Annotated in this window: 19 protein-coding genes; 9 read left to right on the forward strand and 10 right to left on the reverse strand. The window is 70.2% G+C overall.

All coding sequences use genetic code 11. The features are described 5' to 3' along the window. The first annotated feature begins 19 nt into the window (after nt 1-19). Together ACQPXB_RS10525 and ACQPXB_RS10530 are read left to right on the forward strand one after the other, a co-directional pair. On the forward strand, nt 20-454 hold the full coding sequence (locus ACQPXB_RS10525) for a MarR family winged helix-turn-helix transcriptional regulator (protein WP_366580779.1): 435 nt from the start codon (nt 20-22) through the stop codon (nt 452-454). Continuing rightward, complete coding sequence (locus ACQPXB_RS10530) at nt 451-2,427, forward strand: MFS transporter (protein ID WP_432851157.1); 1,977 nt, start codon at nt 451-453, stop codon at nt 2,425-2,427. The genes ACQPXB_RS10525 and ACQPXB_RS10530 overlap by 4 nt, the downstream gene beginning before the upstream one ends. A gap of 4 nt (nt 2,428-2,431) precedes the next feature. Here the strand turns inward: ACQPXB_RS10530 and iolD are convergent, their stop codons facing one another. From iolD to ACQPXB_RS10570, 8 genes are read right to left on the reverse strand one after another with little or no spacing between them, the layout of a single operon-like run. Continuing rightward, nucleotides 2,432-4,270, reverse strand: a complete 1,839-nt coding sequence (gene iolD / locus ACQPXB_RS10535; protein WP_432851159.1) for a 3D-(3,5/4)-trihydroxycyclohexane-1,2-dione acylhydrolase (decyclizing) — start codon at nt 4,268-4,270, stop codon at nt 2,432-2,434. Beyond that, nucleotides 4,267-5,157: a 5-deoxy-glucuronate isomerase gene (gene iolB / locus ACQPXB_RS10540; RefSeq protein WP_386948272.1), complete on the reverse strand. Its 891-nt coding sequence runs from the start codon at nt 5,155-5,157 to the stop codon at nt 4,267-4,269. The genes iolD and iolB overlap by 4 nt, the downstream gene beginning before the upstream one ends. Continuing rightward, a complete protein-coding gene (locus ACQPXB_RS10545; protein ID WP_366581110.1) occupies nt 5,154-6,041 on the reverse strand; it encodes a Cgl0159 family (beta/alpha)8-fold protein in 888 nt (295 codons plus the stop codon). Before ACQPXB_RS10545 ends, iolB begins: the two co-directional genes overlap by 4 nt. A gap of 5 nt (nt 6,042-6,046) precedes the next feature. Then, nucleotides 6,047-6,976, reverse strand: coding sequence for a 5-dehydro-2-deoxygluconokinase (gene iolC, locus ACQPXB_RS10550; RefSeq protein WP_366580787.1), 930 nt, complete (start codon nt 6,974-6,976; stop codon nt 6,047-6,049). Next, the gene (locus ACQPXB_RS10555; protein WP_432851162.1) at nt 6,973-7,755 is read right to left on the reverse strand and encodes an ATP-binding cassette domain-containing protein; all 783 of its coding nucleotides are present in this window, start codon (nt 7,753-7,755) and stop codon (nt 6,973-6,975) included. Before ACQPXB_RS10555 ends, iolC begins: the two co-directional genes overlap by 4 nt. Then, a complete protein-coding gene (locus tag ACQPXB_RS10560; protein WP_366580790.1) occupies nt 7,752-8,786 on the reverse strand; it encodes an ABC transporter permease in 1,035 nt (344 codons plus the stop codon). The genes ACQPXB_RS10555 and ACQPXB_RS10560 overlap by 4 nt, the downstream gene beginning before the upstream one ends. Continuing rightward, on the reverse strand, nt 8,783-9,814 hold the full coding sequence (locus ACQPXB_RS10565) for a substrate-binding domain-containing protein (protein ID WP_366580792.1): 1,032 nt from the start codon (nt 9,812-9,814) through the stop codon (nt 8,783-8,785). The genes ACQPXB_RS10560 and ACQPXB_RS10565 overlap by 4 nt, the downstream gene beginning before the upstream one ends. Nucleotides 9,815-9,851: 37 nt before the next feature. Continuing rightward, nucleotides 9,852-10,736: a sugar phosphate isomerase/epimerase family protein gene (locus ACQPXB_RS10570; RefSeq protein WP_386948262.1), complete on the reverse strand. Its 885-nt coding sequence runs from the start codon at nt 10,734-10,736 to the stop codon at nt 9,852-9,854. Between the two features lie 164 nt (nt 10,737-10,900). Here ACQPXB_RS10570 and ACQPXB_RS10575 point away from each other — a divergent pair, with 164 nt between their 5' ends. From ACQPXB_RS10575 to ACQPXB_RS10585, 3 genes are read left to right on the forward strand one after another with little or no spacing between them, the layout of a single operon-like run. Then, the gene (locus ACQPXB_RS10575) at nt 10,901-11,884 is read left to right on the forward strand and encodes a LacI family DNA-binding transcriptional regulator (protein WP_386948259.1); all 984 of its coding nucleotides are present in this window, start codon (nt 10,901-10,903) and stop codon (nt 11,882-11,884) included. Nucleotides 11,885-11,894: 10 nt separating this feature from the next. Continuing rightward, nucleotides 11,895-13,379, forward strand: a complete 1,485-nt coding sequence (locus ACQPXB_RS10580) for a CoA-acylating methylmalonate-semialdehyde dehydrogenase (RefSeq protein ID WP_432851166.1) — start codon at nt 11,895-11,897, stop codon at nt 13,377-13,379. A 33-nt stretch (nt 13,380-13,412) separates the two neighbouring features. Then, nucleotides 13,413-14,414, forward strand: coding sequence for a Gfo/Idh/MocA family protein (locus tag ACQPXB_RS10585; protein WP_366580798.1), 1,002 nt, complete (start codon nt 13,413-13,415; stop codon nt 14,412-14,414). Between the two features lie 97 nt (nt 14,415-14,511). Here ACQPXB_RS10585 and ACQPXB_RS10590 read toward each other — a convergent pair whose 3' ends face one another. Further along, nucleotides 14,512-15,015 (reverse strand): N-acetyltransferase family protein, encoded by a 504-nt coding sequence (locus ACQPXB_RS10590; RefSeq protein ID WP_432851167.1) that lies wholly within the window; start codon nt 15,013-15,015, stop codon nt 14,512-14,514. Between the two features lie 175 nt (nt 15,016-15,190). On the opposite strand from ACQPXB_RS10590, the gene ACQPXB_RS10595 reads away from it, so the two are divergent. Continuing rightward, the gene (locus ACQPXB_RS10595) at nt 15,191-16,168 is read left to right on the forward strand and encodes an aldo/keto reductase (RefSeq protein WP_432851168.1); all 978 of its coding nucleotides are present in this window, start codon (nt 15,191-15,193) and stop codon (nt 16,166-16,168) included. Between the two features lie 152 nt (nt 16,169-16,320). Here ACQPXB_RS10595 and asnB read toward each other — a convergent pair whose 3' ends face one another. After that, nucleotides 16,321-18,159: an asparagine synthase (glutamine-hydrolyzing) gene (asnB, locus tag ACQPXB_RS10600; protein WP_432851170.1), complete on the reverse strand. Its 1,839-nt coding sequence runs from the start codon at nt 18,157-18,159 to the stop codon at nt 16,321-16,323. A gap of 431 nt (nt 18,160-18,590) precedes the next feature. Between asnB and kdpF the strand changes: the two genes are divergently transcribed. The 3 genes from kdpF to kdpB are packed head-to-tail and all read left to right on the forward strand — an operon-like array spanning nt 18,591 to nt 22,446. Next, a complete protein-coding gene (kdpF, locus tag ACQPXB_RS10605) occupies nt 18,591-18,692 on the forward strand; it encodes a K(+)-transporting ATPase subunit F (RefSeq protein WP_326569282.1) in 102 nt (33 codons plus the stop codon). Then, on the forward strand, nt 18,692-20,353 hold the full coding sequence (kdpA, locus tag ACQPXB_RS10610; protein WP_432851172.1) for a potassium-transporting ATPase subunit KdpA: 1,662 nt from the start codon (nt 18,692-18,694) through the stop codon (nt 20,351-20,353). Before kdpF ends, kdpA begins: the two co-directional genes overlap by 1 nt. Further along, nucleotides 20,350-22,446, forward strand: a complete 2,097-nt coding sequence (gene kdpB / locus ACQPXB_RS10615) for a potassium-transporting ATPase subunit KdpB (RefSeq protein ID WP_432851173.1) — start codon at nt 20,350-20,352, stop codon at nt 22,444-22,446. Before kdpA ends, kdpB begins: the two co-directional genes overlap by 4 nt. Nucleotides 22,447-22,449: the final 3 nt, after the last annotated feature.

A 22,449-nucleotide genomic window follows, 5' to 3' on the forward strand; every position in this document is an offset into this window, starting at 1 on the left:
TCAGTATAGGCTGTCTATCGTGAACGAACAGACCTCTCCCGACGCCGTGGCCCAGCGGCTGCGGATCGTCTTCGGCCGGCTGCGGCGCCGGTTGCAGGACGCGTCGTCCGTCCGTGGACTGAGTGCGCCGCAGGCGTCGGCGCTGGCTCGGCTGGCGATTTCCGAACCGTCGTCGGCCAGCCAGCTGGCCGGCGCGGAGCGGGTCCGGCCGCAGTCGATGGCCAAGACGGTCGCGGCCCTGCACGAGCAAGGCCTGATCCGGCGCGAGGCCGACGCCGAAGACGCCCGCCGCCAGCTGCTCTTCCTGACCGACGAGGGCCGCGCGGTCGCCCAGGGGGCCCGCGCGAGCCGGGAAGAGTGGCTGGCCAAGGCGTTCGAGCAGCGCTTCACCGAGGCCGAGCGCCGGGTGCTGGACCAGGCGCTGACCTTGCTGGAGCGCGTGGTCGAAGAATGAGCGCACCCGTGAAGCCGCGCCAGCGCTTCGGCGCGGAAGACGGGTTCAACCGCAAGCTCATCGCGCCTCTCGTCTCGGGTGCGATCCTGAACCCGATCAACTCCACGATCGTCTCCGTCGCGCTGGTGCCGATCGGCGCCGCGTTCGGCGCGCCGCCCTCGCAGACGGCGTGGCTGATCTCCGCGCTCTACCTCGCGACGGCGGTCGGCCAGCCCGTGGTCGGGCGTCTCATCGACATCTACGGCCCACGCCGGCTGTTCCTCCCCGCGACGGCCCTGGTCGGGGTCGCGGGCGTGATCGGCGCCCTGGCGCCGAACCTGGCGGTGCTGATCGTCGCCCGCGTGATCCTCGGCTTCGGCACCTGCGCCGGCTACCCCGCGGCGATGCGGCTCATCCGCGACGAAGGCCGCCGCACCGGCAAGGACAGCCCTGCCGGCGTGCTCACCATCCTCGCGATCGCCACGCAGACCATCGCCGTGATCGGCCCGCTGCTGGGCGGGCTCCTGATCGGCCTCGGCGGCTGGCGCACCACGCTGGCGGTCAACATCCCCATCGCGATCGTGGCGTTCGTGCTCGGCCGGCTGCGGTTCCCGCGCGACGAACGCGCCCCGGGCACGCTGAACCTCGACGTCCCCGGCATGGCCCTGTTCGCGACGACGCTGGTCGCGCTCCTGCTGTTCCTCATGAACCCGCACGCCGGCTCGTGGTACCTGCTCGTGATCACCGTGCTCGCCGCCTCGGCCTTCACGGTGCACGAGCTGCGCCACCCCAAGCCGTTCATCGACCTGCGGGTGCTCGGCGGCAACGTCCCGCTGCTGCTCACCTACGGCCGCGCCCTGCTTGCGTACGTCGTGTCCTACAGCTTCATCTACGGCTTCACCCAGTGGCTCGAGGACGGCCGCGGCCTGTCGGCGAGCACCACCGGCCTGGTCACGCTGCCGATGTTCGCAACCGGCATCGTCGTCTCGGCGATCACCGGACGCCGGCAGGGCTTGCGCGGCAAGCTGGTCGTCGCGTCGGTCGCCCAGCTCGTCGCGTGCGTGCTCTTGCTGACGCTGGTGCCGGCCAGTCCGTTGTGGACGATCGTCGGCATCGTGCTGATCTTCGGCATCCCGCAGGGGCTCAACAGCCTCGCGCTGCAGCACGCCGTGTACCGGCAGGCGAATCCGGAGAACGTGGGCGCGTCGGCGGGTCTGCTGCGCACCTTCGGCTACCTCGGCGCCATCGTGTCCTCCGCCGCCCAAGGCGGATTCTTCGGCCAACGGGCCGACACCGGCGGCCTCCATCACCTGGCGTGGTTCCTGGTGATCGCGAGCGTCGTCTTCCTGCTCGTCAACGTCCTCGACCGGACGCTGGCGCGATCCACCCATCCCGAAAGGCACCCGGAAATGACCGAACAGCTCGACCCGGCCCGCACCGCCCTGCTCGTCATGGACTACCAGGCCGGCATCGTGAGCCGCGTCGCCGACGACCAGGCGCTGGTCGATCGCGTCGACACCGCCATCGCCGACGTCCGCGCCCACGGCGGGCACGTCGGCTGGGTCCGCGTCGGTTTCGACGACGCCGAGTTCGACGCCATCCCGGCCACCAGCGTGTTCGCCCGCATGGTTTCGCCCGAAACCCGTGCGGTGATGCACGCCGACGCCCCGGCCACCCAGATCGACGAGCGGCTCAGCCCGCAGCCGCAGGACGTCTCGGTGCGCAAGGTCCGCGTCGGCGCGTTCACCACCACCGACCTCGACACGCAGCTGCGCGGCCGCGACGTCGACACGCTCGTGCTCGCCGGCATCAGCACCAGCGGCGTGGTGCTCAGCACCGTGCGCGAGGCGATGGACCGCGACTACCGCATCCTCGTGCTCGACGACGCCAGCGCCGACCCGGAGCCCGGCACCCACGAGTTCCTCACCGGCCAGATCTTCCCGAAGTTCGCCACGGTGCTCGATGTCGACGCGTTGGCGAAGCTCTGGGCCTAGCGGCTCAGCGGCTCAGATAGCGGACCTGCCCGGGCTTCGCGGCGTCGAAGTCCGGGCGGCCGGCCAGGTGCTCGGGCACGCCGACCTCCCACCACGCGCCGGCTTCCGTCCAGGCCGCGGGCAGCGTGCGCACCACGACCACCGCGGGCCGGCGCTCGGCGACGGCGGCCGCGCGCGCCTTGGCATACGCGTCGCGCAGATCGTCGACCGACGAGGCCTCGAAAACGAGGCAGCCCAGCGATTCCGCGTGGCGCGCGAAGTCCACGCGCGGCGGCTCGGCGTGGGAGGTGCGGCAGTCGGCGTAGAAGTTGTTGAACGGCTTGCCGCCCTGGCCCTGCTGCAGGCGCGCGATCACGGCGTACCCGTCGTTGTCGCAGACCACCGCGACGAGCGGGTGGCCCGCGAACGCGGCGGAAAACAGGTCGGAGTTGAGCATCAGGTACGAGCCGTCGCCGAGCAGGGTCGTCACGAGACCGCCGTCGTGGGCGATCGCGGCGCCCCACGCGCCGGAGAGCTCGTAACCCATGCACGAGAAGCCGTACTCCACGTCCATGCTCACCTCGCCCGAGCCGCGCCAGCCGCCGATCAGCTCACCGGGCAGCCCGCCGGACGCCGTCATCACGTAGTCGCGGGGCTCGGACAGGTCGTTGACCACGCCGACGACCTGCGCGTAGCTGGGGATCTCCGAGGCGGCAGAACGCAAGGAGTCGATGTGCTGGTCCCACTTGACGCGTTCCTCGGCGGCCTGGGAAGTCCACTGTGGATCGACGCGCCAGCTTTCCAGCTGTCCCCCCAGATCGTCGAGCCCGGCGTAGGCGTCGCCGATGACGGCCAGCGCGCCGTGCTTCACCGCGTCGAACGCGGCCGCGTTGAGCGTGACCAGCCGCATCTCCGGTGAGAACACCGTCCACGACGCCGTGGTGAAGTCCTGCAGCCGGGTACCGACGGCGAACACGACATCGGCCGACGCGGCCACGGCGTTCGCCGAAGACGACCCGGTGATGCCCAGCGGCCCCGCGTACAGCGGGTGGGTGTGCGCCACCAGCGTCCGCCCGGCCGTGGTTTCCGTGACGGGAATCCCGTGCCGCTCGGCGAACTCCAGCGCACGGCGGCCCGCTCCCGAGTAGCGCACGCCGCCACCCAGCACCAGCAGCGGACGCCGGGCCGCGCGCAGCACGCCCGCCGCCTCGGTCACCGCGCGCCGGTCCGGGCGCGGGCGTGGCAGCCGGTGCGTCACAGGCTCGAACAGCGAAGGCGGGAAGTCGAAGGTATCGGCCTGGACGTCCTGCGGCAGCGCGAGCGTCACCGGCCCGCAGTCGGCCGGGTCGGTGAGCACCCGCGCGACCTGCGGCAACGTCGCGAGCAGCTGCTCCGGACGCGTGATCCGGTCGAAGTAGCGGCTCACGGCGCGGAACGCGTCGTTCACGGTCGCCGTGCCGTCGTGGAAGGGCTCGATCTGCTGCAGCACCGGGTCGGGCGCGCGGCTGACGAACGTGTCGCCCGGCAGCAGCAGCACCGGCAGCCGGTTGGCGTGCGCGACGCCCGCGGCCGTCACCATGTTGAGCGCGCCCGGACCGATCGACGAGGTCACGACGCCGACCTGGCGCCGTTGCGTCGCCTTCGCGTAGCCGACGGCCGCGAGCGCCATGCCCTGCTCGGTGTGCCCGCGCCACACGGGGATCTCGTCGCGGCGCTCTTCCAGCGCCGTGCCGAGGCCGAGGACGTTGCCGTGGCCGAAGATCGCGAAGACGCCGGGGAACAGCGGCACCTCGCGCCCGTCGAGCGTCTCGGACCGTTGCGCCAGCAGCCAGCGCACCACCGCCTGCGCCGTCGTCAGCTTCATCGCGCGCGTCCCTCGTAATCGGTGACCGGACAGCGCGGGTCCGGCTCCTGCGTGGCCCACGTGTCGCGGACCCAGCCGTGCGCGGGGTCGTCGCAGAACGCCATCGAACGTTCTTCCGCGGGCCCGGCCAGCACGTTCAAGTAGTACATCGGGTAACCCGGCGCCGCGACGCACGGGCCGTGGTAGCCGCGCGGGATGAGGAACACGTCCCCGTCGCGCACGGCTACGTCTTCATCCAGCGAACCGTCGGCCGTGTAGGTGCGGTGCAGGCCGAAGCCCTCGCGCGAGGGCGTGACGCCGTCGCGCCCGGCGATGCGGAAGTAGTAGATCTCCTCGTTCACGACCTCGCACTCGCCGGCCTCGTCGTGCTTGTGCGGCGGGTACGAGGACCAGTTGCCGTCGGGGGTGATGAGCTCGCACGCGTTGAGCTTGTCCGCGTGGTCCCACACGCCGGGCACGCCGAAGTTGGTGACCTGGCGCGTTGCCTGGCCCGAGCCGCGGACCTCCACGGGCACGTCCTCGGCCGCGCCGTACCTCGGCTCCAGCCGGTTTTCGCAGCGGGCCATCGGCATCGCCACCTCGGCGCCGGTGGGTGAGGTCAGCACCACCTCGGCGTCGCGGGGCACGTACACGAAGTCCGTGACGCGCGAGAACACCGAATCGCGGCCTTCGAGCTCGAATTCCTCGTCGTCGACCCGCACGCTGAGGGAGCCGGACAGCGGCAGCACGAAGGCCTCGAACTCGCCGGTCTCGATCATCCGGGGCAGCCGGCGGCCGACCTTGAGCACCCGCAGGCCGGTGTGGTTCCACCCGGCCCCTTCGGGCGTCAGGAGAATCGGGTCGGAGTCGTCGGCCAGTGTCCCGTGTGGACGGTGCAGTGCGCTCACTTCGCGGCCTCCAGGATCTTCGCGGCAGCTGCCACGGCGGACCCGACGTCGCCGTCGGGCGGGTAGAGCAGGGTACGGCCCACGACGAGGCCGCGCACCACGTCGTGGCGCAGCGTGCGGCCCCACGACGCCAGGTCGGCGGCCGGATCGCCGGACGGCACCCCGCCGAGGATCACCACCGGCAGCGTCGTGGCGCCGAGCACGGCGGTGTCGTCGGTCGAGGGCAGCTTGAGCCAGGTGTGCGCCGACGTGACGCCGATGCCCGACGCCACCGTGACGGCCCGGGCCAGCGCCGCCGCGTCCTTCTGCAGCACGAGCCGGCCTTCGGCGCGGGCGTACGGCAGGGGCTCGACCATGGCCATGAGGCCGTAAGACGCGAGCTCCGTGACGGCGTCGGCGCAGGCCTGCAGCGTGGGGACGGTGCCGGGATCGTCGTCGACGAGCCGCAGCAGCATCTTGCCGCCGTCGAGCCGGCAGTCGACGAGCGACGCGGCGTGGTAGCCGGTGAAGCGGTCGTCGATCTCCCAGTCGGCGCCGGCCAGGCCGCCGCGGTTCATCGAGCCGATCACGACCTTGTCGTGCAACGCGTCGAGCAGCAGCAGCTCCTCGACGACGTCGGGGGTGGCGAGCAACCCGTCGACGGACGGGTTGGCCAGCGCCACGAGCAGCCGTTCGAGCAGCGACCGGCGGTCGGCCATCGCGAGGGGATCGCCGCCCACACCCAGCGCTCCGCGCGCCGGGTGGTCGGCGGCCACGAGGAACAGGGTTCCCTTGTCCGACAACAGGTTCTCGCGCCGCCGCCGCGACGCGTACGCCCGCCGCACCGCGCCCGGGTCGGTGGCCCGCACGCGCAGCAGCTCGCTCCAGCGTTCGTCGGACAGCATCAGTGTCACAACAGCTCCTCGATCTCCGCGGCGGTCGGCATCGCGTCGGCGCACGCGAGCCGCGCCGCGACCAGCGCGCCGGCCGCGTTCGCGTACTCCGCGAGGCGCACCGGTTCCCAGCCCGACAGCAGCCCGTGCACGAGGGCACCGCCGAAGCCGTCGCCCGCGCCGAGGCCGCACACCACCTCGACGCGCTGCGGCTTCACCGTCGCGCGGCCTTCCGGGGTCGCGACGAGCACGCCTTCCGCACCCTTCTTGATCACCGCGAGGCGCACGCCGCGCCCCAGCATCCGGTCGGCGGCCTCTTCCGGGTCCGCCGTGCCCACGGCCACCTCGACCTCCGCGCGGTTGCCGACGGCGACCGTCACGTGGTCGAGCATCCAGCCGATCTCCTCGCGCGCGGTCTCGACGTCCGGCCAGAACATCGGCCGGTAGTCGAGGTCGACGACGGTGTGCCGGCGCCGCCCGCGGGCTTCGAGGATCTTGCGCTGCGTCGTGCGCGCCGGCTCCGTGGACACGCCCGTGCCCGTGACCCACAGCAGCGGCACTTCGCGCACGACATCCCACGGCACGTCGGCGTCGGTCAGCGTGAGGTCGGGCGCGATGGGGGAGCGGTAGAACAGCAGCGGCGGGTCGGCCGGCGGGTTCAGCTCGCAGAACACGACCGGCGTCTGCAGCTCCGGCGACGTGCCCACGTGCTCGGGTGAGACACCGAAGCCCGTGAGCGCCTGGCGCACGTAGTCGCCGAACCCGTCGGGCCCCACCTTCGTGAGCACGGCGGTGCGGCGGCCGAGCCGCGCGGCGGCGACCGCGACGTTGGTCGCGGTGCCGCCGAGCGACTTGGCGAACGTGGCGACCTCGGCCAGCGGCACGCCGCTCTGCTCGGGGTAGAGGTCCACCCCGACCCGGCCGATGGTCAGCGCTTCGAGACTCACGTCTCCACCGCGCGCAGCTCGTGTTCCAGGGCCTCCAGCTCGGCACCACCCGCCATCTGCCGCGTGAGCTCCGCGATGTCGATCTCGGACTTCTCGTACGACCCGAGCGCGGCACCTCGCTTGAGCAGCAGGAACCGGTCGGCCACCGGGTAGGCGTGGTGCGGGTTGTGGGTGATCAGCACGACGCCGAGGCCGCGGTCGCGCGCCTGTGCCACGTACTTGAGCACCACACCGGCCTGCTTCACGCCGAGCGCCGCGGTGGGCTCGTCGAGGATCAGCACCTTCGCGCCGAAGTGCACGGCCCGCGCGATGGCCACGCACTGGCGTTCACCGCCGGAGAGGGTGCCCACGGGCTGCTCGACGTCGCGCAGGTCGATGCCCATGTTCGCGAGCGCCTTCTTGGTGGTCTCGCGGCCCTTCTTCCGGTCGAGCATGCGGAACGGCCCGACGCCTACCGTCGGCTCGGAGCCGAGAAAGAAGTTGCGCCACACGCTCATCAGCGGCACCACGGCGAGGTCCTGGTACACCGTGGCGATGCCGCGGTCCAGCGCCTCGCGCGGCGAGGTGAACCGCACGGGCTCGCCCTCGACCAGGAACTCGCCGCGGTCGTGCTGGTGCACGCCGGCGAGGATCTTGATCAGCGTGGACTTGCCGGCGCCGTTGTCGCCGAGCACGCAGGTGACCTCACCGGCGTTGACCACAGTGGACACATCCCGGAGCGCCACGACGCTGCCGTACATCTTGCCGACGTCCTTGACCTCGATCAGGGGAGCGTTCATCGCCGGACCCTTTCCGCGCGTCGCCGGAAGGCGTTGTTGACCAGGACCGCGGCCAGCAGCATGATCCCGAGGAACAGCATGAACCAGTCGCTGTCCCAGCCGGCGAACACGATGCCCTGGCGCGCCATGCCGAAGATGAGGGCGCCGATCGCGGCGCCCACGGCCGAGCCGTAGCCACCGGTGAGCAGGCAGCCGCCGATCACCGCGGCGATGATGTACTGGAACTCCAGCCCGATGCCCTGGTTGGCTTGCACGCTCGCGAACCGCAGGATGTTGATCGAGCCGACGAGCCACGCGGCCAGCGCCGTGCCCATGAACAGCAGGATCTTCGTGCGCACCACCGGCACGCCGACCGCGCGCGAGCTGGCCGCCGAGCCGCCGACGGCGAAGATCCAGTTGCCGAACCGCGTACGCGACAGCAGCCACGCGGCGACCGCCGTGACGCCGATCCACCACACGATGGAGATCTGGAACGGCGTGCCCCCGATGTTCACCGTCGAGGCGAACACGAATCCGGCCGACGCGTAACCGTCGGTCGAGCGCATGCCCGAGACCTGCACGGTGCCGGTGACCAGCCGCGTCACGCCGAGGTTGAGGCCCTGCAACGCGAGGAACGTGCCGAGCGTGACGATGAAGCTCGGCAGGCCCGTTTTCATCACGAGCCAGCCGTTGAACGCGCCCACGACGAGCGCGAACACCAGCGAGGCCAGGAGGGCGAGCCACACGTTCCAGCCCACCTCGGTCGCGAGGATGGCGGTGACCAGCGAGGTCGACGCCGTCATCACACCGGCCGAGAGGTCGAACTCGCCGCCGATCATGAGCAGCGAGACGGCCACGGCCATGATGCCGAGCGTCGCCGCGTCGTCGAGCCAGGTCGCGGCGCCGCTGGCGCTGAAGAACTTTTCGGTGACGAGGGAGAAGAAGAGGAAGACGACAGCGGCGCCGAGCAGGGCGCCGATCTCCGGCCGGACCACCAGCCGGTCCATGAGCGTCGGCTTCACGAGCCGTTCGTCGAGCGTGGTGGTGGTCATCGGGTGCCCCTTTGCACGTACTGGCCGACCTTGTCCACAGTGGATTTGTCGACCAGGTCGGGGCCGGTGAGCACCGGCTTGCCGCCGCCGACGATGTTCGCGTTGTCGCGGTAGAGCTTGAGGAACATGACCGGCAGGTAACCCTGCTCGTACTGCTGCTGGTCGACGGCGAAGAGCACGTCACCCGACTTGATGGCGGCCACCACGTCGGAGTTCAGGTCGAACGTGCCGACCTGCGCCTGCGAGCCCACCGACTTGATCGCGCTCACGGCGCGGGCGGCGACCTGCGAGTTCAGGGTCAGCACCGCGTCGATCGACGGGTCGGTCTGCACGGCACCGCGGATGCGCGACTCGGCGTCGGTGGGGTTGGAGATGTCCACCTGCAGCGTCTGCACGTCGCCGCCGAAGCCGCTCTTCGCGCCGTCGCAGCGTTGCGCCTGGCCGACGTTGCCGGCCTCGTGGATCACGCAGAGCAGCTTCTTCTTGCCGAGGTCCTTGAACTTCTTCCCGGCTTCCTGGCCCGCGATGGACTCGTTCTGGCCGACGTGGGTGAGCGCGCCGTACGCCGCGCTCTTGTCCTCGCCGGAGTTGATGGTGATCACCGGGATCCCGGCGCGCACCGCCGCCTCGATCGAGGGCTGCAGGGCCTCGGGGTTGGCCATCGAGACGACCAGGCCCCCGATCTGCTGGGCGACGGCGTTGTCGATCAGCTTGGCCTGCGCGCCCGGGTCACCGTCGGAGGCGTACTCGACCTGCACACCCAGGTCCTTGCCCGCCTGCTCGGCGCCGTTCTTGACCACGTTCCAGAACGCGTCGCCCGCGGTGCCGTGGGTGATCACGGCGACCTTGAGAGGTCCGGACTCCACCGGCGCCGCGGCGGGGGCCGTGGCCTTCGGCTCGGCCGCGGGCCCGGTGCACGCCGAGAGCAGCAGGCCGGTGGCCAGCAGCCCCGCCACTACCCGGGCGGCCCTCGAGCGCGGTTTCGGCACCGTGTGCCTCGAAACCGTGCGCCTCAAGCGATGGGACATCGTCGTCTCTCCTCGCTTCGTCTTCCTCGTTGTCTACTCAGCCGGCCAGGCGGCCGACGATCGCCCCGAGGCAGGCCAGGCTCGCCGCCACGTCCCGCTTCGGCAGGTCCACGGGGCTGCGCTCGTCGAGCGCCGTGTCCTGCTCCAGCACGTACCAGCCGTCGTAGCCTGCTTCGTGCACGAAGCGAACCATGGCTTCGATGTCCACGTCACCCTCACCCAGCGGGACGTACAGACCTTTGCCCACGGCCTCGGTGTACCCGACGGTGCCCTTGCGGACGGCTTCGGCCAGCTCACCGCGCACGTCCTTGAGGTGCAGGTGCCCGATCCGGTCCGGGTACCGCCGCGCCAGCTCGACGGGATCGGTGCCGCCGATCAGCAGGTGCCCGGTGTCGAGGCACAGCGGCAGGTCGGAGTCGGCGAGGAACCGTTCGACCTCGGCCTGCGTCTCGGCGTGGGTGCCGACGTGGGGGTGCAGGACGGTCTTGAGGCCGTGGCCGGCCGCGACGTCGCGGATGCGGCCGGCGGTGGTGATCAGGGTGGCCCACTCGGAGTCGGTGAGGGCGGGCCGTTCGTCGTAGCCGTCGAGGCCGGTCGCGGCGGCGAGCACGAGCACCTCGGCTCCGCACGCGGCGAAGAGCGCGGCGGAGTCCTCGGCTTCGGCGAGGGCGGCCTCCGGGTTCTCGTGCAGCACCACCGCGAGGAATCCGCCGATGAGGTTGAGACCGTGACCGCCGAGGAGCTTCTTCAGCTCGGCCGGGTCGCGCGGGAGGTACCCGGGCGGGCCGAGCTCGGTGGCGGTGATGCCGAGCTCCGCCATCTCCCCGAGCACGGTCGGCGCGTCGAGGACCCGGCCCCAGCCCGGCACTTCGCACACCCCCCAGGAGATCGGTGCGGCGGCGATGCGGATGGTGGCGGTCATGGGAACCCTCTCCGTGCGGTGACCCTTGGCGTTGGCCCGTTCGGTGCGCGTTGGAGCGCTCTATTGATTAGAGCGCTCTAAGCTTGTAGCGTCGGCCACACCCGAGTCAAGGGCCGGTTTCCGGCCGGTTCCGGCGGAGAGGCAAGCGAATCGTGAAGCCCACCATGGAGGATGTCGCCGCGCGGGCGGGGGTTTCCCGGGCGCTCGTGTCCCTCGTGATGCGGGGCGCGCCCAATGTTTCGGCGCTGCGCCGCGAAGCCGTGCTGAAGGCGGCCGACGAGCTGGGCTACTCGCCGCACGTGATGGCCCGCTCGCTCGCGAGCCGCACGTCGACCGTGCTCGGCGTGATGGTGAACGACCTGCGCAACGCGTTTTTCGCCGACGTGGTCGAGGGTCTCGACGCGGCGGCGCAGGCGGCCGGGTTCGATCTCATCCTCAACACCGGTGGCCGCGTGCCCTCGCGGGAGAGCGCCGCGTTGCGCAGCCTGCTGTCCTTCCGGCCGGCGGGGCTGATCCTGCTGTCGCCGGTCGTGCCCGCGTCGGCGATCGAGGCGGCGGCGCGGCAATGCCCGGTGGTGCTCGTGTCGCGGACTTCGCGGGCGGCCGGCGTGGACACGGTGAACGACGACGGTGAGGCGGGGTCGGCGCTGGCCGTCGAGCACCTCGTGGGCCTGGGGCATCGCCGGATCGCGCACCTCGACGGCGGGGGAGCGGCCGGTGCCGCAGCACGTCGCCGGGGGTTCCGGCGGACGATGACGGCGCACGGGCTGGAGCCGATCGTGGTGCGCAGCGAGCACACGGACACCGCGGGCGAGAAGGCGGTGCTGGAGCTGCTGAGCACGTACGACCGGGCCGAGGTGCCGACCGCGTTGGTGGCCGGTAACGACTTCAACGCCGTGGGCGCGATCTCCGCGCTGGAGGACAACGGGTTTCGCGTTCCCGGCGACGTGTCCGTGGTCGGCTATGACAACACGTCGCTGGCCTCGCTGCGGCACGTCTCACTGACCACTGTGGACCAGCCGCGCACCGAGATGGGCCGGCTGGCGTTCGAAGCGCTGCTGGAGCGCGTGCGCGGCGAGCGCACGACGCCGGTCCGGCACCTGTTGCACCCCTCGCTGGTGGTCCGCTCGACCACCGCCGTTCGCTAGGAGCTCTCTCGTGACCGAACTCGTCCGGCACTGGATCGACGGCGCCCGCACGGCCGGCGTCTCGACCCGTCGTGGCGAAGTCTTCCAGCCGGCCACCGGCGAGGTGGCGCGGCAGGTCGTGCTCGCCGATTCATCCGATGTGGACACTGCGGTGGCGTCGGCGCTGAAGGCTTCGCGAGACTGGGCCGAGAGCTCGCTGGCGCAGCGCACGAAGATCATGTTCGCGTTCCGCCAGCTGGTGGACGCCCATCGCGACGAGCTGGCCGCGCTGATCACCGCCGAGCACGGCAAAGTGCTCTCCGACGCCGCGGGTGAGGTGCAGCGCGGGCTGGAGGTCGTGGAGTTCGCGTGCGGCATCGCGCAGGTCCTCAAGGGTGAGCACTCCGAGCAGGTTTCGCGCGGGATCGACGCGTATTCACTGCGTCAGCCGCTGGGCGTGGTCGCCGGGATCACGCCGTTCAACTTCCCGGTGATGGTGCCGATGTGGATGTTCCCGGTGGCGATCGCGTGCGGGAACACGTTCGTGATCAAGCCTTCGGATCGCGATCCGTCGGCGTCGGTGCGGCTGGCGGAGCTGTTCTCCGAGGCCGGGTTGCCGCCGGGTGTGCTCAACGTGGTGCAGGGTGACGCCGAGGCGGTGAACTCGCTGCTGACGCATCCGGACGTCGCCGGCGTGTCCTTCGTGGGCTCGACGCCGATCGCGCGGCACGTGTACGAGACCGCGACGGCGGCGGGCAAACGCGTGCAGGCGCTGGGTGGCGCGAAGAACCACATGGTCGTGCTGCCGGATGCCGACGTCGACGGTGCCGCCGACGCCGCTGTGTCCGCCGGGTACGGCAGCGCGGGGGAGCGGTGCATGGCGATCTCGGTGGTCGTCGCCGTGGGGGACACGGCCGATGAGCTGGTCTCGGCCATCGCTTCCCGGACCCGTTCTCTTGTCACGGGACCTGGGGTCGACGCTTCGTCGCAGATGGGTCCGGTCGTCACCGCTGCCGCGCGGGACCGGATCGTGTCCTATGTGGACGCCGGTGAACAGGCGGGCGCTTCGGTGGTCGTCGACGGCCGTGGTCTCGCGGCGCGGGAAGACGGCTTCTGGGTCGGCCCGACGCTGCTCGACCACGTGACGCCGGACATGACCGTGTACACCGACGAGATCTTCGGCCCGGTGCTGTCGGTGGTGCGTGCGGAGACGTTCGAGGCGGCGCTGGAGCTGGTCAACGCCAACCCGTACGGTAACGGCACCGCCGTCTTCACCACCGACGGCCTGGCGGCGCGCGAGTTCGAGCGCCGGGTGACCGTCGGGATGGTCGGCATCAACGTGCCCATCCCCGTGCCGATGGCCTACTACTCCTTCGGCGGCTGGAAGGACTCGCTCTTCGGCGACACGCACGTGCACGGCGCCGAGGGCGTGCGCTTCTACACCCGCACGAAAGCCGTGACCTCACGCTGGCCGCGGCAGCCCCACGGCGTCGACCTCGGTTTTCCCACGCACTGATTCGTTCTCGACCACGAGCAGGAGGCTTCCACGATGAGGTTGGGACTGGCGGGCACCGGCCGGATCGGCACCGCCCACGCCGAAACGCTCAAGGGCTTCGACGAGGTCTCCTCGGTGGTCGTCGCCGACGTCGACACCGCGCGCGCCCAGGCCGCGGCCGCGAAACTCGGCGTCGAGGCCGCTTCCGGGATCTCCGAGCTGTTCTCTTCCGGTTTGGACGCCCTCGTCGTCACCGCGGCCACCGACGCCCACCCCGGCCTGATCATGAAGGCCGTCGACGCGGGCCTGCCGGTGTTCTGCGAAAAGCCGGTGGCCGCCGACATCACCGGGACCCTGGCGGTCATCGACCACATCGCGGGCTCGCCGGTGCCCGTCCAGATCGGCTTCCAACGCCGCTTCGACGCCGGCTACCGGGCCGCGCGCGCTGCTGTGCTGGATGGCTCGCTCGGCTGGCTCCACACCGTCCGCGCCACCACCCTGGACCCGGAACCCCCGCCCGCTGCCTACGTCCCCCACTCCGGTGGTCTCTTCCGCGACTGCGGCGTGCACGACTTCGACATCGTCCGCTGGGTCACCGGCCGCGAGGTCGTCCAGGTCTTCGCACTGGGCGCCAACCGCGGCGAGCAGTTCTTCGTCGACGCCGGCGACGTCGACACCGCCGCGGTCCTCCTGACCCTCGACGACGGCACCCTCGCCACCGTTTCGCTGACCCGCTACAACGGCGCGGGCTACGACGTGCGCCTCGAAGCCCTCGGCTCGCGCTCAGGCGTCGTGGTGGGCCTCGACGACCGCGCACCACTGCACTCCGTGGAGCCCGGCGTGGCCCCTCTGCCGGGCCCCGCCTACCCCGGCTTCATGGAACGCTTCCGCCCGGCCTACGCCGCCGAGCTCGCGGCCTTCCTGGACGTCGCCGCCGGCCGGGCGCCCAGCCCCGCGGGCGTGGGCGACGCGCTGGAGGCGTTCTACATCGCGGAGGCTTGCGAACTGTCGCGGCGGGAAGGGCGTCCGGTGCAGGTGAGCGAGGTTCGGCGGTAGGTCACGCTTGCCGCAGGACCGCTCTGGACGGGTCAGTCTGCGGCAAGTCCGTCGCATCCGGGAGGCGGGCCACGGCTCGTCTTGCCGGGTCGGCCGGTCAGAGGTCGAGGCGGGCGTCCACGTCGGCGCCGTGCACGTCGAGGTCTGCGCCGGCGCCGGTGAGCAGGCGGCGGGCGGCGGCGTTGTCCACGGTGGTCGAGGCGATGAACCTCGCCGCGCCACCGTCGCGCGCGGCTTCGAGCAGCACTTCCGTCACGCGCTTGCCGATGCCGAGCCCGCGCACCGAGCGGCCCAGCCACACGCCGGCCTCGACCTCGACGGCCGTGGGCCCGTGCACGGGCTGCAGGCGCGCCGCACCGGCCGCGCGGCCGTCGACCTCGACGAGCCACGTGGTTTCGATCGCGGTGTCCGGGTCGAGGCAGCGGCGCCGGTGGAAGGCGAGAAACGCCTCGCGCCGCTCGGGCGTCCAGCCCGGCGGGCCCTCCACCGGAGGCATCACCTCGAGGGGGTGGGCGTCGGCGACCGCGGCCTCGAGCAGCCGGTGCAGGGCCGGCTCGTCGAGGGGGGTCAGTACGATCTCGGATTCGGAGGCTCCGGTCACGCCGGAAAGCTTGGCACGAGGATCTTGGGCGCGCGACCTGGTAATACGGCTTACCAACGTTGCCGTCAACGAGCAACGTGACGACTGTCCAGTGTGGAAAGACGCCACGGCGTCGCGGGGCGTCGCTAGGGTGGTCGGCGTTCGATGTCTTGGATGAGAACAGGAGCGGCCTTCGATGGAATACGTCCGGCTGGGCTCGACCGGCCTGCAGGTCTCAAGGGTGATCCTCGGCTGCATGAGCTACGGCGTGCCGGATCGCGGCCGCCACGAGTGGTCCCTCGGTCTCGACGATTCGCGCCCGTTCTTCCGTGAGGCGGTGGAAGCGGGCATCAGCACGTTCGACACCGCCAACACCTATTCCGACGGCTCCAGCGAAGAGATCACCGGCAAGCTCCTCGGCGAGTTCACCCGGCGCGACGAGATCGTGATCGCCACCAAGGTCTTCAACCGCATGGGCCCCGGCCCCAATGGCGCCGGCCTCTCGCGCGGCGCCATCATGACCCAGATCGACGCCAGCCTGCGCCGCCTCGGCACGGATTACGTGGACCTGTACCAGATCCACCGCTACGACGAGAACACCCCGATCGAGGAAACCATGGAGGCCCTGCACGACCTCGTGCGCGCCGGCAAGGTCCGCTACCTCGGCGCCTCGTCGATGTGGGCGTGGCAGTTCGCGCAGGCCCAGTACGTCGCCGACCTCGGCGGCTGGACCCGCTTCGTCTCCATGCAGGACCAGTACAACCTCATCCAGCGCGAGGAAGAGCGCGAGATGCACCCGTTCTGCTTCGACCAGGGCGTCGGCGTGCTGCCGTGGAGCCCGCTGGCCCGCGGGCGGCTGACGCGCGATTGGGACGAGTCGACCAAGCGCAGCGAAAACGACCGGTTCGCGGAGAAGCTCTACTCACAGGCGGAGGAAGCCGACCGCCGGGTTTCTTCCGCGGTGGCGGAGATCGCTGCCGATCGCGGTGTTTCCCGCGCGCAGGTCGCCTTGGCTTGGATGCTGCACAAGCCGGCCGTCACGGCGCCGATCTTCGGTGCGACGAAGCCCGGGCACGTCGCGGACGCCGTGGCGGCCGTGGAGCTGGGCCTGACGGAGAAGGAGATGGCGCGGCTGGAGGAGCACTACGTGCCGCACGTTCCGGCGGGCTTCTGAGTTCTGGCCGAACGGCATCGGCGTCAGATGACTGACGCCGATGCCGTTGATCCGCGGCGGCCTGGGCCCGGAAGAACGAGCGGGCGATCGTCGATCCCGGCGCGCCGCTGTTCCGCAAGAAGCGGGTGACGGCAGCCGGCATCGACGACGCCTCAGTCCAGCTGCAGTTCCGGCGAGTACATGTCGAACCAGTGGTACAGGTCCAGCGCCCGGTCCATCCCGACCCGCTGCGTCTGCTCGATCGACACGGGGTCCACTTCGGACACCTTCGTGAGCCACTCGCGGCTCACGAGCTGGAACACCGGGTTGTCGTGCTCCGCCAGGACTTCCTTCACCTGCTGCTGCAGCGCGGCGGGGTAGCCGGGGTCCTGGGTGGACGGATACGGGCTCTTCACGCGGTCGCGCACCGAGTCCGGCAGGACGTGCTTGGTCGCGTGGCGCAGGAGGCTCTTCTCGCGGCCGTCGAAGGTCTTGAGCGACCACGGCGTGTTGTAGACGTACTCCACGAGCCGGTGGTCGCAGAACGGCACGCGCACCTCCAGGCCCACGGCCATCGACGCGCGGTCCTTGCGGTCGAGCAGCATGCGCACGAAGCGGCTGAGGTGGAGGTTGCAGATGGTGCGCATACGCGCCTCCTGCTCCGACTCGCCGTCGAGGTGCTCGACCTTGTCCACGGCGGTGCGGTACTGGTCGGCCACGTAGTCGCCGAGGCTCAGGTGCGTGGCGACGTCGGGGCGCAGCAACGCTTCGCGCTCCGTCATCAGGCCCGAGCGGAACGCCAGCCACGGGAACGTGTCGGCGTGCACCGACTCGTCGTGGAACCAGCGGTAGCCGCCGAACACCTCGTCGGCCGACTCGCCCGACAGGGCCACCGTTGACTCACCGCGGATCGCCTTGAACAGCAGGTACAGCGACGTGTCCATGTCGCCGAGGCCGGCCGGGATGTCGCGCGCCCGCAGCACGGTGCGGCGCACCTGGGGGTCGGACAGCTCGCCCGGGTTGAGCACCACGTCCTGGTGCGCCGAGCCGACGAGCTTCGCGACGTCGCGGATGAACGGCGAGTCCGGGGTGTCGCGCATCTCGTCGGGCTTGAAGTTCTCCTCCTGGCCCGTGAAGTCGACCGAGAACGTGCGCAGCTGCTCACCCTGCTCGGCCAGGCGCGCGGCCGCGAGACCCGTGACGGCGCTGGAGTCGAGCCCGCCCGAGAGCAGCACGCAGCGCGGCACGTCGGCCACGAGCTGGCGGTTGACGATGTCGGTCATCAGCTCGCGCACGCGCGCGACGGTGGTCTCCTGGTCGTCGGTGTGCTGCTTCGCGTCGAGCTTCCAGTAGGTGCGGGTGCGGATGCCGTCCTTCGACACCGTGACGACGGTGCCCGGCTCGACCTCGGCCATGCCCTTCCACAGCGACCAGCCGGGGCGCTTGGTGAACGCCATCAGCTCGCGCAGCCCGTCGCTGTCCACCACGCGCTTCGCCAGCGGGTTGGCCAGGATCGCCTTGGGCTCCGAGCCGAACAGCACGCCATCGCGAGTCGGGTAGTAGTAGAACGGCTTGATCCCCATGCGGTCGCGGATCATCACGAGCTTCTGGTCGCGCTCGTCCCAGATCGCGAACGCGTACATCCCGTTCAGGTGGTCGACGACCTGGTCGCCCCACTGCAGGTATCCGTGGAGCACGACCTCGGTGTCGCTGTCGGTCTCCCACGTGTGCCCGAGCTTCGTGAGTTCTTCACGAAGTTCGGTGAAGTTGTAGGCCTCGCCGCTGTAGACCATGGAGATCTCGCCGTTGGGCGTGCGCACGCTCATGGGCTGGCGGCCGCCCGGCAGGTCGATGATCGCGAGCCTGCGGTGCCCGAGCGCGACGTTGCGGCGCACCCACGTGCCACGGTCGTCCGGGCCGCGGCACGCCATCGTCTCCGTCATCGCGTCGACGATCTCCTGCCGTTGCGACAGGTCAGAGTCGTAGGAAACCCAGCCGGCGATTCCGCACATCCGCGTGCCTCCGTGATTTTGCTTAGGTAATACAACTATTCGAAACACTGGTGTAACACAGCCGGGTGGGGCATGTCTGCCCGAATTGCACGCTCCGTCGTAGATCCACTACTTATTGTGGCGTGAGTCACTCACCAACTACTTGGCGTCACCGGTCACGATCAACCGAACGCCATGAGGTACCAGGCGAACGGCGGTGGTGGGGGTCACCCGGCGTCAAGAACGCGTAAATGGCCCAGGAGGCCGCGTCAAGGAGGCGTCAGACCGTCTCCATCACGGAGCGCTACGACCGCACAGTTGCGGTCGTCCAACGGTCACCCGCCCCGGGTGACCTGTCTTGAGAGGTGCCTTGTGGCCGACTTGTTGTACGTCTTGCTGACGATCGGCGTGTTTGTGGTCCTAGCCCTGACGCTGCGCGGGATGGAGAAGCTGTGAGCGGCGCCGGCACCGTGGCCAACATCGTCGGCGGACTGCTGGCGCTGGGTCTGATCATCTACCTGTTCATCGCACTGGTGAGGCCGGAGAAGTTCTGATGAGTGATGTCGGCGCCGGCCTCGTGCAGGTCGGTCTACTGCTGGTCGCCCTCGCGGTGGTCTACAAGCCGCTCGGCGACTACATGGCCCGGGTCTTCTCGAGCGAGAAGCACTGGCGGGTCGAAAAGGTCTTCTACAAGGTCGTCCGCGTGAACCCGGACTCCGAACAGCACTGGAAGACGTACGCGTCCGGGGTGCTCGGGTTCTCCTTCGCGTCGGTCATCCTGCTGTACCTGCTGCAACGCCTGCAGGCGGTGCTGCCGTGGAACTTCGGCCGCGGCCCCGTGTCGCCCTCGGTCGCGTTCAACACGGCCGTGAGCTTCGTGACCAACACGAACTGGCAGTCCTACGTCCCAGAGACGACGATGGGCCACTTCGTCCAGATGGCCGGCCTCACCGTGCAGAACTTCGTGTCGGCGGGCGTCGGCCTGGCCGTAGCGATCGCGGTGACGCGCGGGTTCATCCGCTCGAAGACCGACCGTCTCGGCAACTTCTGGGTGGACCTCACGCGCGGCACGATCCGCGTGCTGCTGCCGATGGCGTTCGTCTTCGCGATCGTGCTCATCGGGCTGGGCGTGGTGCAAAGCCTGCACTCCGGCGTCGCGGTGACGAACCCCGACGGCAGCCAGAGCACCATCGCGCTGGCCCCGGCGGCGAGCCAGGAAGCGATCAAGGAGCTCGGCACCAACGGTGGCGGCATCCTGAACGCGAACTCCGCGCACCCGTTCGAGAACCCCAACGTGTGGACCAACCTGATCGAGCTCTTCCTGATCCTCGTGATCCCGGTGAGCCTGACCCGCACCTTCGGGCAACTGGTCGGCAACAAGAAGCAGGGCTACGTCCTGCTGTCGGTGATGGGCGTGCTGTGGGGCGCCATGCTCGCGCTGATCTGGAGCTCGGAGGCGCTGACCAACAGCCCCGCAGCGCTGGCCGCCGGGGCGAATATGGAAGGCAAGGAGCAGCGCTTCGGCCTGAGTATCACCTCACTCTTCGCCGATACGACCACCGGCACCTCCACGGGTGCGGTCAACGGCGCCCACGACAGCCTCTCGGGCCTCGGCGGCGGTGGGCCGCTGCTCAACATGCTGTTCGGCGAGATTTCGCCGGGCGGTGTCGGCACCGGTCTCTACGGCATTCTCGTGATGGCCGTGATCGCGATGTTCCTGGCCGGTCTGATGGTCGGGCGCACTCCGGAGTACCTGGGCAAGAAGCTCGGCAAGCGCGAGGTCACCGCGGCGGCGATCTCGATGCTCGCGATGCCGACCGTGGTGCTCATCGGCGCCGGGATCGCGCTGGCGATGCCCGACACGTCGAGTGCGCTGGGCAACCCCGGCGCCCACGGCCTGTCGGAAATCCTCTACGGCTATGCCTCGACGGGCAACAACAACGGCAGCGCGTTCGGCGGCCTGACCGCCACGAGCGACTGGTTCCAGTCGTCGTTCGGCGTCGCGATGCTGCTCGGCCGGTTCATCCCGATCATCGCCGTGCTCTGCCTGGCCGGTTCGCTCGCCCAGCAGAAGAAGGTCCCCGAGACCGCGGGCACCCTGCCCACCACCGGACCGCTGTTCGGCACGATGCTCACCGGAACCATCGTCCTCGTCGCGGCCCTCACTTTCGTCCCGGCGCTCGCGCTCGGACCCGTAGCGGAGGCTTTGGCATGACAGTCACCGAAACCCCACGAAGTCCTCTCGAGGACCAGCAGCACCACGCGGAGAACGCGGGCCGCGTCGGAGCGGGTGCCTTCAACGCGCGCCAGCTCTGGCTCTCGATGCCCGAGGCGCTGCGCAAGCTCAACCCGAAGCACCAGCTGAAGAACCCCGTGATGTTCGTGGTGTGGGTCGGTTCGGTCCTCACCACGGTGTTCGCGATCGTCGACCCGAGCGTGTTCGCGATCCTGGTCGCGATCTGGCTGTGGCTCACGGTGCTGTTCGCGAACCTGGCCGAGGCCGTCGCCGAAGGGCGCGGCAAGGCGCAGGCCGAATCGCTGCGCAAGTCCAAGAAGGAAACGATCGCGCGCCGGCTCACCGAGGACGGTTCCGAGGAGAGCGTGCCCGGTGTCGATCTGCGGGTCGGCGACCTGGTGGTCGTCGAGGCCGGCCAGATCATCCCCGGTGACGGTGACGTCGTCGAAGGCATCGCGACCGTCGACGAGTCGGCCATCACGGGCGAGTCGGCCCCGGTCATCCGCGAGTCGGGCGGCGACCGCTCGGCCGTGACGGGTGGCACCACAGTGCTGTCCGACCGGATCGTCGTGAAGATCACGACCAAGCCCGGTGAGTCCTTCGTGGACCGCATGATCGCGTTGGTGGAAGGCGCTTCCCGGCAGAAGACGCCCAACGAGATCGCGCTGACGATCCTGCTCTCCACACTCACGATCATCTTCGTGCTCGCCGTGGTGGCGCTGCAGCCGATGGCCGGGTACTCGGGCGCCGAGCAGTCGGTGATCGTGCTGACCGCCCTGCTGGTCTGTCTCATCCCGACCACGATCGGCGCGCTGCTGAGCGCCATCGGCATCGCGGGCATGGACCGGCTGGTGCAGCGCAATGTGCTGGCTACCTCCGGTCGCGCGGTGGAAGCCGCGGGCGACGTCTCGACGCTGCTGCTCGACAAGACGGGCACGATCACCTTCGGCAACCGCAAGGCGACCGAGCTGATCCCCGTCGGCGGATCCGCCATGGACGACCTGGCCCGCGCGGCCCGGCTGTCCAGCCTCGCCGACGGCACGCCCGAGGGCCGCAGCATCATCGAGCTGATCGCGGCGAACCACGGCCTGCCCGAGAAGGCCGGCGACGACGAGAAGCTCGCCGAGTTCGTGCCCTTCACGGCGCAGACGCGGATGAGCGGCGTCGACCTCGGCGACCGCGAGGTCCGCAAGGGCGCCACCTCGGCCGTGCGCCAGTGGGTGCGCGAGCGCGGCGGCGAGATGCCGGACGAGACCGAGCGGATCGTCGACGAGATCAGCCAGCAGGGCGGCACGCCGCTGGTGGTCGCGGAGTCGGCCGGCGGGCGGGCGTTCGTGCGCGGCGTGATCCGGCTGTCCGACGTGGTCAAGCCGGGCATGAAGGAGCGCTTCCAGGAACTGCGCTCGATGGGCATCAAGACGGTGATGATCACGGGTGACAACCCGCTCACCGCCAAGGCCATCGCCGAGGACGCGGGCGTCGACGACTACCTCGCCGAGGCCAAGCCCGAGGACAAGATGGCGCTCATCAAGAAGGAGCAGGAGGGCGGGCGGCTCGTCGCGATGACGGGTGACGGCACGAACGACGCTCCCGCGCTGGCGCAGTCGGACGTCGGTGTCGCGATGAACACGGGCACGTCGGCCGCGAAAGAGGCCGGCAACATGGTCGACCTCGACTCGAACCCGACCAAGCTCATCGAGATCGTGGAGATCGGCAAGCAGCTGCTCATCACACGCGGTGCGCTCACCACGTTCAGCGTCGCCAACGACCTCGCGAAGTACTTCGCCATCCTGCCCGCGATGTTCACGAGCATCTTCGCCCAGCTGGGCGCGCTGAACATCATGCACCTGGCGACCCCGCAGTCGGCCATCCTCTCGGCCGTCATCTTCAACGCGCTGATCATCGTGTTCCTGATCCCGCTCGCCCTGCGCGGCGTGCGCTACAAGCCCTCGTCGGCTTCCGCGCTGCTGCGCCGGAACCTGCTCATCTACGGCCTCGGCGGCATCGTGAGCCCGTTCCTCGGGATCTGGATCATCGACCTGATCGTGCGGCACATCCCTGGAATCGGGTGAATC

The sequence above is a fragment of the Amycolatopsis sp. CA-161197 genome (assembly GCF_050942255.1).
GTDB lineage: Bacteria > Actinomycetota > Actinomycetes > Mycobacteriales > Pseudonocardiaceae > Amycolatopsis.

What these genes read in the sequence shown, in the direction of transcription:
- ACQPXB_RS10530 (WP_432851157.1), top strand. Translation starts at nt 451, where the DNA reads ATGAGCGCACCCGTGAAGCCGCGCCAGCGCTTCGGCGCGGAAGACGGG.
- iolD (WP_432851159.1), bottom strand. Translation starts at nt 4,270, where the DNA reads ATGAAGCTGACGACGGCGCAGGCGGTGGTGCGCTGGCTGCTGGCGCAA.
- ACQPXB_RS10545 (WP_366581110.1), bottom strand. Translation starts at nt 6,041, where the DNA reads ATGCTGTCCGACGAACGCTGGAGCGAGCTGCTGCGCGTGCGGGCCACC.
- ACQPXB_RS10555 (WP_432851162.1), bottom strand. Translation starts at nt 7,755, where the DNA reads ATGAACGCTCCCCTGATCGAGGTCAAGGACGTCGGCAAGATGTACGGC.
- ACQPXB_RS10560 (WP_366580790.1), bottom strand. Translation starts at nt 8,786, where the DNA reads ATGACCACCACCACGCTCGACGAACGGCTCGTGAAGCCGACGCTCATG.
- ACQPXB_RS10565 (WP_366580792.1), bottom strand. Translation starts at nt 9,814, where the DNA reads ATGTCCCATCGCTTGAGGCGCACGGTTTCGAGGCACACGGTGCCGAAA.
- ACQPXB_RS10570 (WP_386948262.1), bottom strand. Translation starts at nt 10,736, where the DNA reads ATGACCGCCACCATCCGCATCGCCGCCGCACCGATCTCCTGGGGGGTG.
- ACQPXB_RS10575 (WP_386948259.1), top strand. Translation starts at nt 10,901, where the DNA reads ATGGAGGATGTCGCCGCGCGGGCGGGGGTTTCCCGGGCGCTCGTGTCC.
- ACQPXB_RS10585 (WP_366580798.1), top strand. Translation starts at nt 13,413, where the DNA reads ATGAGGTTGGGACTGGCGGGCACCGGCCGGATCGGCACCGCCCACGCC.
- ACQPXB_RS10595 (WP_432851168.1), top strand. Translation starts at nt 15,191, where the DNA reads ATGGAATACGTCCGGCTGGGCTCGACCGGCCTGCAGGTCTCAAGGGTG.
- asnB (WP_432851170.1), bottom strand. Translation starts at nt 18,159, where the DNA reads ATGTGCGGAATCGCCGGCTGGGTTTCCTACGACTCTGACCTGTCGCAA.
- kdpA (WP_432851172.1), top strand. Translation starts at nt 18,692, where the DNA reads ATGAGTGATGTCGGCGCCGGCCTCGTGCAGGTCGGTCTACTGCTGGTC.
- kdpB (WP_432851173.1), top strand. Translation starts at nt 20,350, where the DNA reads ATGACAGTCACCGAAACCCCACGAAGTCCTCTCGAGGACCAGCAGCAC.